The following is a 15,506-nucleotide window of genomic DNA, read 5'->3' as shown; positions in this document are numbered from 1 at the left end:
ACCTCAGGCCCCCTTGGCCGCGGTGCGGACCAGGACGAGGCCGCCGTTCGGACCGGGAACCGCGCCCTTGATGAGCAGCAGACCCTTCTCCGCGTCAACGGCGTGGACGGTCAGGTTCTGGGTGGTGACCCGCTCGTTGCCCATACGACCCGCCATGCGGAGGCCCTTGAACACACGGCCCGGGGTGGCGCAGCCACCGATGGAACCGGGCGAGCGGTGCTTGCGCTGGGTGCCGTGACCGGCGCCGAGGCCCTTGAAGTTGTGACGCTTCATGACACCGGCGAAGCCCTTGCCCTTGCTCTTGCCGGTGACGTCGACCTTGATGCCCGCCTCGAAGACCTCGGCGGTGACTTCCTGGCCGAGGGTGTACTCGGAGGCGTCCGCGGTGCGGATCTCGACGAGGTGACGGCGGGGGGTGACGTCGGCCTTGGCGAAGTGGCCCTTGAGGGGCTTGTTCACCTTGCGCGGGTCGATCTCGCCGAAGGCGATCTGGACCGACTCGTAGCCGTCGACATCGTTCGTACGGACCTGGGTGACGACGTTGGGGCCGGCCTTGACGACGGTGACCGGAACAACACGGTTGTTCTCGTCCCACACCTGCGTCATGCCGAGCTTCTCGCCCAGGATGCCCTTGATCTGCTTAGCCATTCTCAGATCACCAGCCCTCAGAGCTTGATCTCGATGTCGACACCGGCCGGGAGGTCGAGTCGCATCAGAGAGTCAACGGTCTTGGGGGTCGGGTCGAGAATGTCGATCAGGCGCTTGTGCGTGCGCATCTCGAAGTGCTCGCGCGAGTCCTTGTACTTGTGCGGCGACTTGATGACGCAGTACACGTTCTTCTCAGTGGGCAGCGGCACCGGGCCCGCGACCGACGCACCAGTGCGGGTCACCGTCTCGACGATCTTCTTCGCCGAAGAGTCGATGACCTCGTGGTCGTAGGCCTTGAGCCGGATGCGGATCTTCTGTCCCGCCATGGCTACTTCGTAGTCCTGTCTCTTCTTACGCTCTGGAACCCGGTGTCTTCCTGGTTCCCCTTGGTCTTCGCCGACCCACGCGGTCGGGTGTGTCGCGCTCTCGCCGACATGGATGTCCCTTGTGAGGACATCCCTGCGGGATTGCGCGGCCCTACCGAAGCCGCAGGCCGGGGATCGAAGACCCACCGGGCGCCTGGCCGGTGCCGCGCCCACGCTTCCCGGAAGATTCCCGTACGTCCGCCCCAGCGCTGCCGTGAGGCAGTTAGGGCGACGAGTACTGTGGGACTCGCTTCCGGTCCTCCCGGCGGGAGGCGCGCAGCATCAACACTCGGCCGAGCAACTCCGACAGTCTGCCATACGGGACGGCGGCCTGGCCAATCGAGCCGAAGAGATTACCCCGAAGGTGACGCAGGTCAAACCGGCGGGCGGGGCGGCAGGGGCGAGAGCGGGTCCCGGAGCATGGACTGTCTGGTCCACAGACACGACGCCGCCGTCGCCCGGTGAGGCGGGGTGGTCGAGAGATCAGCTCTCCGCCGCGTACGACACAAAATCCGCCCAGACACCCGGCGCCAGCGCGAGCCGGGGGCCGCTGGCGTTCTTGGAGTCGCGGACGTGGATGGTGGTGGGGGCGTGGGCCACCTCGACGCAGTCGTTGCCGTTGCTGCTGCTGCTGTAGCTGCTCTTGAACCAGTGGAGGGCCACTTCGACGCAGTCGTTGCCGTTGCTGCTGTCGCTGTGGCTGCTCTTGAACCAGTGGAGTTCCGGGGTGCTCATAGTTCTCCCAGCGTTTGCTCGATGAAGACCAGAGACTCCTCTGGCGTGAGCGCCTGAGCCCGGATGATGCCATAGCGCAGATCGAGGACGCGGAGCTGCCTGGGGTGCGAGACCGGGCGGCCGGAGAAGTCGCCGTCGGTACGGCCCATCCCGTACCGTCCGCGAACTTCAGCACTTCGATGAGGCCTCCCGTGCCAGGGTGGTTCGCGTGGGCGGTCGGCATCACCTGAAGTTCCACGAACGGCAACTGCGCCACCTCCAGCATGTGTTCGAGCTGTCGACGCAGCACCATTGTGTCCCCGATCGGGCGGCGCAATGTCACTTCTTCCAGGACGAAGCTGAGCTCCGGTGCGGGCGAGCGCTCGAAGACGGTCTGGCGTGCCGTGCGAGCGGCCACCATGCGCTCCAGTTCGTCCGGCGAGTAGGCCGGACGCCAGGTACTCAGCAGCGCTCGCGCGTACTCCTCCGTCTGCAACAGACCGTGGATGTTGTGGTTGCCGTACAGCAGCATCTCCACCGACCGCTTCTCCAGATCGGCCAGCCGCCGCACCTTCTTCGGATACCGCGCCTTCCTCATGTCCTCCATGAAGGCCCGCAGATGCCCCTGCGCCCGCAGGAGCTGATCCGCCTTGTCCAGGAACTCCGGCCGGGGGATGCGTGCGCCCCGCTCGATCTTGCGGAGCATGTCCTCGCCGTACCCCATGGTCCTGGACAGGTCGGCCACCGTCATCCCGGCCGCCTCCCGGCAGACCTTGAGCAGTCGGCCCACCGCCTGCACCACCGGCTCGATCTCGTCGCCCGGCTCGACGTCCCAGCCCGCCTCGTCGGCCCCTTCACTCACCGCTTCGCTCACGACTCCTCCTCCGACGCGACTCGTACGTACCCGTACTCGTACAACGCCGAGACAGCCGAGACAGCCGAGACAAAAGCCGGGACAGTGGCAGTACGTGCAGGCGTTGTCACTCACCAACGGAAGCAGGTGAGGCCACGCTGAGTGACGTGAATCAAGAAACACGTGCCCCTGAAAACCACCTCACAGGCCCCGTCCGGAACTTCAGCCTTCAGCTGTCCTCCACTCCCCGCGGGGCCCGGCTCGCCCGTCTGCTCGCCACCGAGCAGTTGCGCTCCTGGGGCCTTCCGTCGCATCCGGCGGAGTACATCGTCGCCGAGCTGGCGGCCAACGCCGTGACCCACGGCCGCGTTCCCGGCCGCGACTTCCGGCTTCTGCTCTACGTCGTCGGCGACACCCTCCGTATCGAGGTGACCGACACGCGCGGCGACCGGCTCCCGCACCCGGAGCGCGCGGCAGACGCGGTCGGCGACGTCGCCGAGTCCGGCCGTGGCCTGCTCCTCGTGGAGGCGCTCGCCGACCGCTGGGGAGTCACCACCGGGCCGCCCCCGCGCAAGACCGTCTGGGCGGAGGTGGCGACCGGGCCGGCCGGATCGCGGGCCGTCACGCCCCGGTGACCGGCGACGCGGTCCAGCGCGTGATCAATGCTTGAAAGGACCTGGGGGAAGACCTACCGACCAACCCACCCCGCCTCGCCAGTCCTCCCCGGCCCGCGCGCCGTACCCCGTCACCCGGAAGAGTGGCAACGCCCAACTCGGCTGGATTTTCGCCCGGTTCGCTGGCATATGCTCGCCGCGACCGCACCACCACCGCAGACATGCGACGGCCCCCGGCCGGGACTGGCATCCCGATCGAGGGCCTGACCACCGAGGAAGCAAGGACCTTCCCGATGGATATCCAGAACCTTAGCGCGCCCTCGTGCTCCCAGCCGCTGAATCCGCGCGGCATCACCCACATCCGCACCCGGCACACGACCCGCTTCACGGTCGTCGGCAACCACCTCGCCCAGCACGGCGTGCTCTCGCTCACCGCGATCGGCCTGGCCTGTCACATCCAGTCGCTGCCCTCCGGCGCCCGCGTCGACATCAAGACGCTGGCCGCCCGCTTCCCCGAGGGCGAGACCCGTATCGCCGCCGCGCTGCGCGAGCTGGAGGCCCACGGCTACCTGGCCCGCATCCGCGAGCGCCTGCCCAGCGGCCGCATGGTCACGCACACGGTCTCGTACAACCAGCCCCAGCCCCGGCCCGCCCAGGCCGCCGCGCCCAAGACGCCCAGGACGCCTGAGCCGCTCAAGCCCCCGCCGCCTGCCCCGATGGATCCGCCGCCACCGGCTCCCGCCGCCCCCGAGGCGGCGCCCGGCCCCCCGCTCCCGGTCCCGCTCGCCCCCGACCTCGCCCGGCACCGCACGGCCACCGCCCTCCTCGCCGGGCTGCACCGCCACGATCCCCGCCTCCTCCTCTCCGAGCGGGCCGTCCGCCGGCTCGCCCCCGCCGTCGCCGTCTGGCTCGAACGCGGCGCCCACCCCGACGCCGTACGCCATGCCCTGACCGCGAACCTCCCCCAAGACCCCCTGCGGCACCCGGCGGCCCTGCTCGCCCACCGCCTCACCGAGCTGCTGCCACCTCCCGCGCCGCCGGTGTCCGCACCGCCACCGTCCAGCGTCGAAGCCGCCCCTCCGCCTTTCCACAACTGCGAGAACTGCGAACGCGCGATCCGGACCCCGCACCCAGGCGCCTACTGCCGCGACTGCCGCGACACCGGTCTCGACACCGGCGCCGCCGCATGAACCCCGGCCCCGCCACCACTCGCCGCGTCTACGGCAGCTCGGCCCAGGTCCCCATCGTCGCCTCCAGCGTCCAGATACGGACTTCCGCCTGGGCGCGGGCCGCGTACAGGTCCCGCTCGGCGACGATACTCAGATCGCCGGTGCCGAGCTGCTGACGCACCGCGTGCTCGGCCAGGTCCATCCCCGTCGTGCCGCCATCACACAGCGAGGCGAGAAACGCTCCGTCCCAGGTGCGCTCGTGCAGCACCCAGGGAGCCTCACCCGCCGCGGTCTTGCGGAGCATGTTCAGGAAGATCCCGGCACAGGTGCGGCGTGCCGTACCGTCCTTGATCTGGAACACGTGGTTGCCGGTCTCCACCACCGTCGCCGTGGGCAGCACGAACCGGATCTTCTTCCTGAGCCGGTCGTCCATCTCCGCGAGGACGTCTGCACGGTGATCGTTCATGTGAGGCACATCAAGGATCTCGACGAAGACCGAGGTGTCCAGGAAGTCGACGACAGGGAGCCGGAGCCCCGAGCGGTGCTGTCTGCTCACAGCTCACAGGCTCCTCAGGAAGTCCTCGACGCTGGTCACACCCGGGTCTGGGGGGCGTACGGCATCCGGCAGACGGTTCTTGGTCACCGCGTCACCCAGGTCCCCCGCTGCCAGCAGGTCCACGTAGCCGGGCAGATCTGTGAGGCGCGTCAACACGCTCTCCCCTGAGTCCGGATCCCTGGTGCACACGACGACGCCTGAATGGTCCTGCGCCTCAAGCGAGTTGAGCAGGGCCGGGCTGTGGGTGGTGAACAATACGTCGATGCTGCGCCGCTCCGACTCCGCTTTCATCAGGCGCAGCACCCGCGCCGCCTGGGTGGGGTACAGACCGTTTTCGACCTCTTCGATCACCAGGTGCCGCTGGGCTCTCAGGGGGCCGTCGTCTCCGTTGGTGACAGGGGCGCTGAGCAGCGCGGTGCCGAAGGCCAGGAAGCGCAGCATGCCGTCGCTGAGGAGCCGGGCCGGCACATCGTGGTCGGTACCGTGGTAGCCCGACTCGCGCAGCACCAGCTGCACATCACCGAGCCTTGTGTCGACGGTGCTGATGCCCCGCACCGGATACTCGGGCATCCCCGCCACGAGTTCCGTAAGCTGGGCGAAGGCGGAGGGGTCGGTCTCCCGCAGCCCCTCGACCGCCGCGCTCACATTGTCGGCGCTGCGCCGCAGTTCCGTGTCGCGTGCGTTGACGTACTGCCTCATGAGGTGCGGCACCGGGTCCAGCAGAAAGACCTCACGCAGCACGGCAAGGACGTCCCGTGCCGCCCTGTGCACCAGCTTGGTCGCTTCCGTGGTCGCGGGCAGACGTACCGGAACCTGGCTGGTCAGCAGGCGGTCCGCGGCGAACGGGATACCCGGGTCCAGGCCCCGCCGCCCGTTGAAGTACCGGACCTTGAGGTCACTTCGGCGCGGGTCCACGGGGTCGCTGGCCAGGAGCGAACGGCCGGCGGCCAGCCTGCGCCCCCCATAAGGGACGCCTTCCACCGCCGTCAGTTCCTCTCGCATGACCCGGACCTCAGGGCGTACCGCGATCTCCACATCGAGGTCGAAGACCGCCCGGCCCGAGCGCACGCGGCAGCCGAGCTGGAAACTCTCCTCGCCCAGGGGCACGCATCCCTCCGCCCCACCACGAATAGGCTCCTCGCCGCCGCTTCTCGGGCCGTCCAGCGCATCCCGCACCGGCTCGCCCTGGGCCAGCCGGGACAACACCATCAGCCCGTCCAGCGCATTGGACTTGCCGCTGCCGTTGCGCCCGATCAGTACCGTGAGGTCCTGCAACGGCAGACGCCGGCCCGTAAAGCTCTTGAAAGAGGTCAAGCGCACCTCCTCCAGACGGGGAGTCTCCACCGCGCACCTCTCTCACTCGCTCCGACCCGGCTCGTTCTGCCCCCAGCTAAGCAGCAGCTCTTACGGACCGTCCAACGCTGACCGGCCGCGTCCTGTCGAAGATCGCCGCGGGGGCCGCCTTCGCCTGAGAATGCCTTCACAGGGGCGTGTGGTCAGCCGACACTCGCGCGCCCGGCGGGTGGCGCGGCGCAGGCGAGGACGGACGGGAGCGGACCTCAGCCCGGGTGGCCCCCGCACGTCATGCGGCCGATGGCCGCTGCGGCGGCCGCGTCCGTGCGGGACAGGCGCAGGGTGCGCAGGGCGTCGGTCAGGGCCTCGACGGCCGGCTCGTCCAGCGGGGCGAGAAAGTCGCGCTCGACGCGCTCGCGAGCCTGTTCGGCCTCGGCGAGGCACTGCCGGCCGGCCGGGGTGAGCGTGACGACGTTGCGGCGCCGGTCCTGGTCGCTGCGGCGGCGCTCCACGTAGCCCTTGCCCTCCAGCGCGTCGACGATGCCGACCATCGTGGTGCGGTCGACGCCGAGCAGCGCGGCGATCTCCAGCTGGGACTGCTGCTGCCCGGCGGCGGCGATGACCGTCATGACGCCCAGCTCGCGCGGGATGAGACGGAAGGGCGCGAGCGCCTCGCCCATATCGGCGGCGATGGCGGCGTAGGCGTGCTTCAGCAGATATCCGAGCCGATGGCTCATGACATCGGAGAGCGGCACGTCGTTCATGCGGGCAGCGTACACTGCACTGACCATCAGGATCACTGACGATCTCCGAAGGTGACGATGGCGTGGGGGCACAGGGGCCACCGGGGGACAAAAGGTCTCCAGGTGCCCGGGGGAACGGGGCCGGGGCCGGGGCCGGGGGGACCGGACCGGACCGGACGGACGTCCGGGTCACCGCCGCCGCGCACGGCCGCGCCGAGCCGCGAGCCGGGCCCGGCCGCCGCGTCACCGCGCCCCGTCGCCCGCCCGCGTACCTCGACCACAGACCACAGACCCACACCGCAGACGCACACCGCAGACGCAGACGCAGACGCAGACCACAGACGCAGACCACAGACCACGGCCGCGGACCGCCCCGGCGTACCGGCCACGGCGGCGCGCCACCACCGCACGCCTTCTCCACGCACGCCTCTCCACGCACGCCTCTCCACCAGCCAAGGAAGCGACGCCCGACCCATGAGCGACTCCCCTCCGACCGAAGCGATACGGACGGCCCCGGCCGCCACCGCGCACACACCCGCCGATGCCCCCGACCCCCGCCGCTGGTGGGGTCTGGTGATCATCGCCCTCGCCCAGCTGATGGTGGTCCTCGACGCGACCATCGTGAACATCGCACTGCCCTCCGCCCAGAAGGCCCTCGGCATGTCCGACGGCAACCGGCAGTGGGTCATCACCGCCTACACCCTCGCCTTCGGCGGCCTGCTGCTGCTCGGCGGCCGCATCGCCGACCTGGTCGGCCGCAAGCGCACCTTCATCATCGGCCTGATCGGCTTCGCCGTCGCCTCCGCGATCGGCGGCGCGGCCGGCAGCCCCGGCATGCTCTTCGGCGCCCGCGCCCTCCAGGGCGTCTTCGGTGCCGTCCTCGCGCCCTCCGCGCTCTCCCTGATGACGACGACCTTCACCGACCCCCGCGAGCGCGGGAAGGCGTTCGGCATCTACGGCGCCATCGCGGGCGCGGGCGCCGCGCTCGGCCTGCTGCTGGGCGGCGTCCTCACCTCGTACGCGAACTGGCGCTGGTGCCTGTACGTGAACATCCCGATCGCGGCCGTCGCCGTGATCGGCGCCGTCATCCTGCTGCGCGACCGCCCCGGGCACAGCGGGGCCAGGCTCGACATCCCCGGTGTCATCCTCGGCTGCGGCGGCCTGGTCGCCGTCGTCTACGGCTTCTCCGAGGCCGAGCCGCGCGGCTGGAGCGACAGCCTGGTCGTCGGCCTGCTGGGCGGCGGTGTGGTGCTGCTGGTGGCGTTCGTGCTGTGGCAGATGAAGGCCAAGCACCCGCTGCTGCCGCTGCGCGTGGTCTCCGACCGCAACCGCGCGGGCAGCTTCCTGACGATGGCCCTGGCCACCATCGGCATGTTCGGTCTGTTCCTGTTCATGACCTACTACTTCCAGGGCATCCTCGGGTACTCGCCGGTCCGCAGCGGCCTGGCGTTCCTGCCGATGTCCGCGTCGATCATCATCGGCTCCACGCAGATCTCCGCCCGGCTGCTGCCCCGCACTCCCCCGCGGCTGCTGATGGTGCCGGGCATGCTGCTCGCCGCCTCCGGGCTGCTGGTGCTGACCCAGCTCGGCGTCGACTCCGCGTACACCACGCACGTGCTGCCCGCCGAGCTGCTGCTCGGCCTCGGCATGGGCCTCACCTTCATGCCGGTCTTCTCCACCGCGACCAACGGGGTCCGGCCGCAGGACGCCGGTGTGACCTCCGCCATGGTCAACACCTCGCAGCAGGTGGGCGGTTCGCTGGGCACCGCGCTGCTCAACACCATCGCCACCTCGGCGACCTCCACCTATGTCGGGCAGCACCTGACGGACCCCTCCCGCAAGGCGCAGGTCCTGCGCGAGGGCATCGTCCACGGCTACACCCAGGCCATCTGGTGGGGCGTGGGCGCGATGCTGCTCGCCGCGGTGGCCTCCGGCCTCCTGGTGACCGCCCGGCCGTCCCGGCACGGCGCCCCGGCGGGAGCCGCCGCGCACTAGCCGTACGGCGGGCACACACATGACCGCGCCCCGCTCCGGACCGTACGGGTTCCGGAGCGGGGCGCGGTCGTGTGTCCTGGGCGGTGCGGGTCGGGCGGTGCGGATCAGATGACGCCCTGCGCGAGCACGGGTCAGATGACGCCCTGCGCGAGCATCGAGTCGGCGACCCGCTCGAACCCGGCGATGTTCGCGCCGGTCACATAGTCGCCGGGGGCGCCGTAGCGCTCGGCGGTCTCGTGGCAGGTGGTGTGGATGTCGCCCATGATGCGCGCCAGCTCCTCCTCGACACGGGCGGGCGACCAGGCCGTACGGGCGTGGTTCTGCGCCATCTCCAGGGCGCTGACCGCGACGCCGCCCGCGTTGGCGGCCTTGCCGGGCCCGAAGGCGACCCCGGCGCGCTGGAACAGGTGCACGGCCTCGGGCACGGTCGGCATGTTCGCGCCCTCGGAGACGGCCTTCACACCGTTGCGCACCAGCGTGGCGGCGTCGTTCTCGTCCAGCTCGTTCTGGGTGGCGGACGGCAGGGCGACATCGGCCGGCACCTCCCACACCCGGCCGCCGGACACATAGCGCGCGGAGCTGCCCCGGCGCTCGGCGTAGTCGCTGATCCGCCCGCGCTCGACCTCCTTGACCTGCTTGAGCAGATCGAGGTCGATGCCCTTGTCGTCGACGACATAGCCGCCGGAGTCCGAGCAGGTCAGGGGGTTGGCGCCGAGGGCGAGCAGCTTCTCGATGGTGTAGATGGCGACGTTGCCGGAGCCGGAGACGACGGCCGTCTGGCCCTCCAGGTCCTCGCCGCGCTCGCGCAGCATGGCCTCGGCGAACAGGACGCTGCCGTAGCCGGTGGCCTCGGGCCGGATCGCCGAGCCGCCCCAGCCGGGGCCCTTGCCGGTGAGGACGCCGGCCTCCCAGCGGTTGGTGATGCGCCGGTACTGCCCGAAGAGGTAGCCGATCTCGCGTCCGCCGACGCCGATGTCCCCGGCGGGCACGTCGGTGTGCTCACCGATGTGCCGGTACAGCTCCGTCATGAACGACTGGCAGAACCGCATGACCTCCGCGTCGCTGCGGCCGTGCGGGTCGAAGTCGCTGCCGCCCTTGCCGCCGCCGATGCCGAGCCCGGTCAGCGCGTTCTTGAAGATCTGCTCGAAGCCGAGGAACTTGACGATGCCGAGGTTGACGGAGGGGTGGAAGCGCAGGCCGCCCTTGTACGGGCCGAGCGCGCTGTTGAACTCCACCCGGAAACCGCGGTTGACGTGCACCCGCCCCTTGTCGTCCTGCCACGGCACCCGGAAGATCACCTGCCGCTCCGGCTCGCACAGCCGCTCGACCAGGCCGGGCTCCGCGTACTCCGGGCGCGCCGCCAGCACCGGGGCCAGGGTGTCCAGCACCTCGTGCACGGCCTGGTGGAACTCGGGCTGAGCGGGGTTGCGCCGCTCGATCTCGCTGCGGAGGGCGTCGAGCTGTGTCTTGGTGTCGTCTCGGGTCGTCACGGGGGCCCTTTCTGGCGCGGCGTGCTACCGGTGCGTGACCGGTGGTGAGCGCTCGGCGCCGTTGCCGCGCGCGGGACGCTCCAGTGTTACTCCTGCGTGAACACGCTGACCAGTGATCGAGCGGCGGCTGCTCACCATCCGAGATTCGTTTTCCGTCACCGCCGCGGTCCGCCCCCGGTCTCCCCCGCCGGGAGCGCCGGGAGCGCCGGCGCCGCTGGGACCGGGGCTCCCGGCGGAGGAGACCGGGGCTCCGCGGTCCGCGGCCGCCGCGGCGGGCGGCGGGGGCCAGGAATCGGCCATTCCCTTCCGACCGCGCGGGAATCACCGGCCCAATACGTCACAACACCCGCTCAGCAAGCGCTTCCGGTGCGCGCCGACAATCTCGCGCCGTGCCAGAGCGCGGCGAGCGCCAGGCGATTTCCAGACATACTCTCGCCCTTTCCCTTTCCCTTCATGTCCGCCTGTACTGTGTTTTCCCGTCGGCCGGCAGGTCGAAAAAGTGAACATATTCGGAACTTTTAGTTCCGAATTCACGGCACTTCCGGTCCGGCTCTTCCGCAAGGGAATCGCGACCGATCAACAGGGGGTATCTCATGCGCGCTTCGCTCATCAGGATGGTGAGCGGCGGTCTCATCGCCGCGGCAGCCGTCGCCGTGCCCGCCGCCCAGGCGTTCGGCACCACCGTCACGGTCTCCGGCCGGGTCTCCCAGTGGGCTCCCGCCGGCGGGGACAAGGGAAAGACCGGGGTCAAGGACCTCGGCTCCAAGCAGTGGGTCAAGGGCGAGTACAACCGCCAGAGCTCCGGCTCCACGAAGAAGACGCTCTGGAACAAGTCGGGCAAGAACACGACGGTCTATTCCGCGTCCGGCTCGAAGATAACCAAGATCCACGCATGCGAAGAGCACGACTGGGACGATGACATCTGCACCGGCTGGACCTCTGTCGGCTAGGAGCGGGGAGAAATGACGTTTGGGGCCGCCCCGGAGCGTGGGGCGGCCCCAAACGGCGGTGCGCGGGGCACGGTCTGAGAGGTCGAGAAGGTGGATCAGGTGGAAGCGGTCGCTGTTTCCGGACTCACATGCTCCTTCGCCGAGCGGAAAGTGCTCGACGGGGTCGAGCTGCGGGTGCGCTCCGGTGAGTCGGTGGTGATCACGGGACCGAGCGGAAGCGGCAAATCCACGCTGCTGACCTGTCTGCTGGGGCTCATGCGGCCCGACGCCGGCTCCGTCGCGCTGGCCGGGGTGGACCTCGCCACGCTGTCCGAGCGCAGGCTCACCGAACACCGCAGGAACACGGTGGGCATGGTCTTCCAGTTCGGGGAACTGCTGCCGGAGCTGACCCCCGTGGAGAACGTGGCGCTGGCGGCGCTGCTCGGCGGCATGGAGCACCGGCAGGCGTACGCCCGTGCCGCGGCGCTCCTGGAGGAACTCGGCGTGCCGCGGGAACAGACGCAGACCGGACTGCTCTCCGGGGGCGAGCGCCAGCGCACCGCGGTGGCGCGCGCCCTCATCACCGACCCGGCGGTCATCCTCGCCGACGAGCCCACCGGCGCGCTGGACACCGAGACCCGCGAGGCCGTCGCCGACCTGCTGTTCGCCCTGCCGCGCCGCAGCAACTGCGCGCTGGTGGTCGTCACCCACGACCTGACCGTCGCCGAACGCGCCGACCACTGGTACCGGCTGGAGTCGGGCAGCCTCCTGGTGGCGGTGGCATGAGCGGCGCGGACTCCCCCGCCGTCCGGCGCCCCGGGTCCGGCCGCAGGCTCTGGTGGCAGCTCCTGCGCGTGGGGGCCTCGGCCGGCCGGGCCGCCCGGGGCAGCAGGCTGAGGTTCCTCGCCCTGCTGCTGGCCGCGGCCTTCCTCACCACGGCGGCGCTGGCCGCGGTGGCCGCCGCGGCCGCCTACGAGGGCCGGGACGCGCGTGAGCGGGCCCGCGGGCCCGTCCTCGCCGCGCACGGACAGGCGCCCGTGGCCCTGTGGCTGGCCACCTCCGACTCGATCGGCTCCACCCCGCACTGGTTCGTCAAGATCTGGCCGCTCACCGCGACGGCTCCGCCGCCACCCGGTCTCAATGCCTGGCCCGCCCCCGGCGAAGCCGTACTCTCCCCGGAACTGGCACGGGTGGGGGCCGCAGAGGGCATCACGAGCCGATACGGCCGCGTCAGCGGGGTGATCGGTGAGTCCGGCCTCGCCTCCCCCGCCGAGCGCCTCGCCTACGCACGCCCGCTGAAGGCACCCGAGGGCAAGGAGCGCGAGGACTGGACCCCGATCTCCGGCTACGGGCGCGCCTGGGGTCTGGGCGAAGCCCTGACCGTGCAGTCGCTGACCATGATGATGACCGGCATCGGCGGTCTGCTCGGGTTGCCCGCCCTCGCCTTCTGCGTCATCGCCGTCCGGGTCGGCTCCGCGCCCCGCGACCGGCGTACCCAGCTGCTCGGCGCGATCGGTGCGGGCCGGCGCCACCGCGCCCTGGTCGACCTGGGCGAGGCGCTGCTGCCGGTGGTCTGCGGCGTCCTGGCGGGCTGTGTCCCGTTCGCGCTCGCCACGGCGGTGGAGGTACGCCTTCCCGAGACCGGGTTCGTACTGAACCGGCACGACGTGCGGGCCGTCTGGCCCCTGGCCCTGGGCTGCGCGGCCGGCGTCTTCGTGCTGATGCTGGCCATGGTGGTCGCCCTGCACCGGCTGGGCCGCACGAAGGGCGCGACCAGGCCGCGCCGGCTCGCCGAGCGGGTCCCTCACTGGCGCTTCGCCGGCCTCGGCGCCTCCGTGGTGGTCCTGCTGGCCGGCCAGTTCGTGCACAGCAAGGCGTACATCATCATGTTCGCCGTCGGCACGATCGGGTGCTGGGCCTTCCTGCCGTCGCTGATCGGGAGGATCGGCCGCCGCCTCGGCACGGGCATGGCGGCCGCCGGACGGCGGCGCGGCGGCATCGGGATGCTGGTCGGGGGCCGGTGGACGGCCGCCCACCCGGGCGTCGTCATCCGGCTCGCCACCGCGGTGATCATCGGCCTGGGCCTGGGCGTCCAGCTCCAGCTGTGGACCAGCCGCAGCAGCGACATGGTGCGGGAGGCGGACGCGACGCGGTCCCGGATCGGGACGGGCGTCACCGTGGTGCGCACCGGCGGGTTCACCGACGCCGACCTCGCCAGGTTCGGCGCCGCGCTGCCCGCCGGGAGCGATCTGCTCGTCGTGGGCACCCAGGAGACCGAGACCGGGCTCCTCACCACCCTGGACGGCCCGTGCCCGGCCATGCGGCGACTGCATCTGTCCTGCACCGCGGCGGCGCTGCCCATGACCCCGGCCGATCCCCGCGTCGGAGAACTCCTGCGCTGGTACGGGACGGACACGAGGACAGCCGTCACGCCCGGCTGGCGGCGGGCCGGGAACACCCTGCTGGTCGTCTCCGCGCACAAGGACACCGCCCAGCTCACCGCCGTCAAGGAAGCCGCCTTCACCGCGCTGCCGCACGCCGAGGCGGGCGCGCTCGGCGACGAATGGGTGCTGGGCGCGAGCAACATGCGCCGCAATGTGCGCTGGGTGATGATGCTGGGCACGTCGGGCCTGCTGGTCCTGCTCGCCGCCGCGGGCGTCAGCACCATGGCGGAGTTCCGCCGCTTCAGCACCGCGCTGGCGCCGCTCGTCGTCCTCACCGGCCGCACCCGCGTGTTCCGGTCCGTCGCGTTCTGGCATCTGACCGTGCCGATGGTCTTCTCGGTCGGCGTGGCGATGGTCTTCATCTTCTGGGACAGCACGCTCTTCCTGAGCCGGACCAGCGGCGGCCACCTGTCGACGGGGCTGCTGCTGACCGGCGGGGCCGGCGCCGCCGTCCTCGCACTGCTCACCGGCGCGCTGGCCTCCGTCGTGACGACCCGGGCCGCCCGCCGCTGGCGCCCCGTCGCGGACTGAACCCCCGGCCCGGTCCGCCGCGGCCGGTACGCGCCGTCCGTGCTTCCAGTGGTCCGGACCAACCCCTTGCCCCTCCGCCGCCTGCGCAGCAAGCTCCCCCCATGGAGCTGGAGTTGCGGCATCTCAAGACGGTCCGGGCGATAGCCGAGGCGGGCAGCCTCACCAGAGCGGCAACGGTCTTAGGGCTCGCACAACCCGCGCTGAGCGCCCAGCTCAGACGCATCGAACGGGCCCTGGGCGGAGAACTGTTCGAACGCGGGCGGCACGGCGTGCGCGCCACTCCGCTCGGCGAACTCGTGCTGGAACGCGCGCGGATCGTGCTGCCCGCGGTGACCGAACTCCAGCAGGAGGCCGTCCGGTTCGCCCGCGCACGGGCCGGCCGGGAGGCCGAGCGGCTGCGGCTGGGCGCCACGCACGGGCCGCTGCTGGGCGCCCTCGTGGACCTGCTGGCGGCGGCCGCGCCCGACGTCCAGGTCTCCACCCAGGCCTCCTGGTCGGAACGCGAACTGGCGACGCTGCTCGCCGAGGGCCGCCTCGACTTCGCCGTCACCGGGGCCTGCGGCACCGCCGCGCCACCGGACAGCGAACACCTGGCGTGGGAGGAGTTCGCCGTCGACCCGGTCTTCGTCATGCTCGCCGACGACCATCCGCTCGCCCGCACCTGCGAGGTCGAACTGGCCAAGCTGGCCGACGAGGAGTGGGCCTGCGTGCCCGGCGACGGCTGTTTCGCCGACTGCTTCACCGCCGCCTGCGCCCGCGCCGGGTTCGCGCCCGGCCGGATGTACGAGACGGACATCGCCTCCTGTGTGCACCTGGTCCAGGTGGGCCGGGCGGTGGGGCTGTGCCGGGCCACCTTCCCGACCACGCCCGGCATCACCACCAGGCCGCTGGCCGGCACCCCGCTGCTCTGGCGGCACCTGCTGGGCTGGCACCCGGCGACCCAGCGCGCCGGCACCGCGGACACCGTCCTCGCCCAGGTCCGCCGCGCCCACTCCGCCGTGGTGGCGCGCAGCGACAGCTACGCCGACTGGCTCGCCGGCGGCGGCCGGACGAGCAGCGCCCTGCCGTGACCCCGCCCGCGCCGCCGGCTCCCCCGAGAAGGCCGTAGCACGCCGGACGGTCCGGTTCCATAACGCCGGGCAAGGGGGTCAACCGGAGTCTT

The 15,506-nt window shown here is 71.3% G+C and carries 14 protein-coding genes and 1 pseudogene; 7 read left to right on the top strand and 8 right to left on the bottom strand.

Going from position 1 to position 15,506, the window contains the following annotated elements; genetic code table 11:
* Window positions 1–3 precede the first annotated feature (3 nt).
* From rplC to A8713_RS18675, 4 genes and pseudogenes are all read right to left on the bottom strand, one after another.
* Window positions 4–648 carry a 50S ribosomal protein L3 gene (gene rplC / locus A8713_RS18690; RefSeq protein WP_018564803.1) on the bottom strand — a complete coding sequence of 215 codons (645 nt, stop codon included), beginning with the start codon at window positions 646–648 and terminating at the stop codon, window positions 4–6.
* Between the two features lie 17 nt (window positions 649–665).
* Window positions 666–974 carry a 30S ribosomal protein S10 gene (gene rpsJ, locus A8713_RS18685; RefSeq protein WP_003948644.1) on the bottom strand — a complete coding sequence of 103 codons (309 nt, stop codon included), beginning with the start codon at window positions 972–974 and terminating at the stop codon, window positions 666–668.
* A gap of 522 nt (window positions 975–1,496) precedes the next feature.
* Window positions 1,497–1,748 (bottom strand): DUF397 domain-containing protein, encoded by a 252-nt coding sequence (locus tag A8713_RS18680; RefSeq protein ID WP_064534639.1) that lies wholly within the window; start codon window positions 1,746–1,748, stop codon window positions 1,497–1,499.
* Window positions 1,745–2,589, bottom strand: a pseudogene (locus A8713_RS18675) (helix-turn-helix domain-containing protein). Before A8713_RS18675 ends, A8713_RS18680 begins: the two are co-directional and overlap by 4 nt.
* A 158-nt stretch (window positions 2,590–2,747) precedes the next feature.
* Between A8713_RS18675 and A8713_RS18670 the strand changes: the two are divergent.
* Both A8713_RS18670 and A8713_RS18665 read left to right on the top strand, forming a co-directional pair.
* On the top strand, window positions 2,748–3,215 hold the full coding sequence (locus A8713_RS18670; protein WP_064534637.1) for an ATP-binding protein: 468 nt from the start codon (window positions 2,748–2,750) through the stop codon (window positions 3,213–3,215).
* 272 nt (window positions 3,216–3,487) lie between these two features.
* Window positions 3,488–4,384 carry a hypothetical protein gene (locus A8713_RS18665; RefSeq protein ID WP_064534635.1) on the top strand — a complete coding sequence of 299 codons (897 nt, stop codon included), beginning with the start codon at window positions 3,488–3,490 and terminating at the stop codon, window positions 4,382–4,384.
* Window positions 4,385–4,412: 28 nt separating this feature from the next.
* Here A8713_RS18665 and A8713_RS18660 read toward each other — a convergent pair whose 3' ends face one another.
* The 3 genes from A8713_RS18660 to A8713_RS18650 form a co-directional block, all read right to left on the bottom strand.
* Window positions 4,413–4,919, bottom strand: a complete 507-nt coding sequence (locus A8713_RS18660) for a hypothetical protein (protein ID WP_064534633.1) — start codon at window positions 4,917–4,919, stop codon at window positions 4,413–4,415.
* Window positions 4,920–4,922: 3 nt separating this feature from the next.
* A complete protein-coding gene (locus tag A8713_RS18655) occupies window positions 4,923–6,233 on the bottom strand; it encodes an AAA family ATPase (RefSeq protein WP_159393107.1) in 1,311 nt (436 codons plus the stop codon).
* Window positions 6,234–6,478: 245 nt separating this feature from the next.
* The gene (locus A8713_RS18650; protein ID WP_064534629.1) at window positions 6,479–6,976 is read right to left on the bottom strand and encodes a MarR family winged helix-turn-helix transcriptional regulator; all 498 of its coding nucleotides are present in this window, start codon (window positions 6,974–6,976) and stop codon (window positions 6,479–6,481) included.
* Between the two features lie 453 nt (window positions 6,977–7,429).
* On the opposite strand from A8713_RS18650, the gene A8713_RS18645 reads away from it, so the two are divergent.
* On the top strand, window positions 7,430–8,950 hold the full coding sequence (locus A8713_RS18645; protein ID WP_064534627.1) for an MFS transporter: 1,521 nt from the start codon (window positions 7,430–7,432) through the stop codon (window positions 8,948–8,950).
* A 131-nt stretch (window positions 8,951–9,081) separates the two neighbouring features.
* Here the strand turns inward: A8713_RS18645 and gdhA are convergent, their stop codons facing one another.
* Complete coding sequence (gene gdhA / locus A8713_RS18640; RefSeq protein ID WP_064534625.1) at window positions 9,082–10,440, bottom strand: NADP-specific glutamate dehydrogenase; 1,359 nt, start codon at window positions 10,438–10,440, stop codon at window positions 9,082–9,084.
* A gap of 593 nt (window positions 10,441–11,033) precedes the next feature.
* Between gdhA and A8713_RS18635 the strand changes: the two genes are divergently transcribed.
* The 4 genes from A8713_RS18635 to A8713_RS18620 all read left to right on the top strand — a co-directional run bounded on the left by A8713_RS18635 (window position 11,034) and on the right by A8713_RS18620 (window position 15,414).
* On the top strand, window positions 11,034–11,390 hold the full coding sequence (locus tag A8713_RS18635) for a hypothetical protein (protein ID WP_064534623.1): 357 nt from the start codon (window positions 11,034–11,036) through the stop codon (window positions 11,388–11,390).
* 90 nt (window positions 11,391–11,480) lie between these two features.
* On the top strand, window positions 11,481–12,155 hold the full coding sequence (locus A8713_RS18630; protein ID WP_064534621.1) for an ABC transporter ATP-binding protein: 675 nt from the start codon (window positions 11,481–11,483) through the stop codon (window positions 12,153–12,155).
* Window positions 12,152–14,344: a hypothetical protein gene (locus A8713_RS18625; RefSeq protein WP_079159037.1), complete on the top strand. Its 2,193-nt coding sequence runs from the start codon at window positions 12,152–12,154 to the stop codon at window positions 14,342–14,344. Before A8713_RS18630 ends, A8713_RS18625 begins: the two co-directional genes overlap by 4 nt.
* Before the next feature lie 101 nt (window positions 14,345–14,445).
* The gene (locus tag A8713_RS18620; protein WP_064534619.1) at window positions 14,446–15,414 is read left to right on the top strand and encodes a LysR family transcriptional regulator; all 969 of its coding nucleotides are present in this window, start codon (window positions 14,446–14,448) and stop codon (window positions 15,412–15,414) included.
* Window positions 15,415–15,506: the final 92 nt, after the last annotated feature.

It is taken from the genome of Streptomyces sp. SAT1, from assembly GCF_001654495.1.
Lineage (GTDB): Bacteria > Actinomycetota > Actinomycetes > Streptomycetales > Streptomycetaceae > Streptomyces > Streptomyces andamanensis.
The sequence above is the reverse complement of the archived record's forward strand: the minus strand, read 5'-3'. Positions and strand labels throughout refer to the sequence as shown.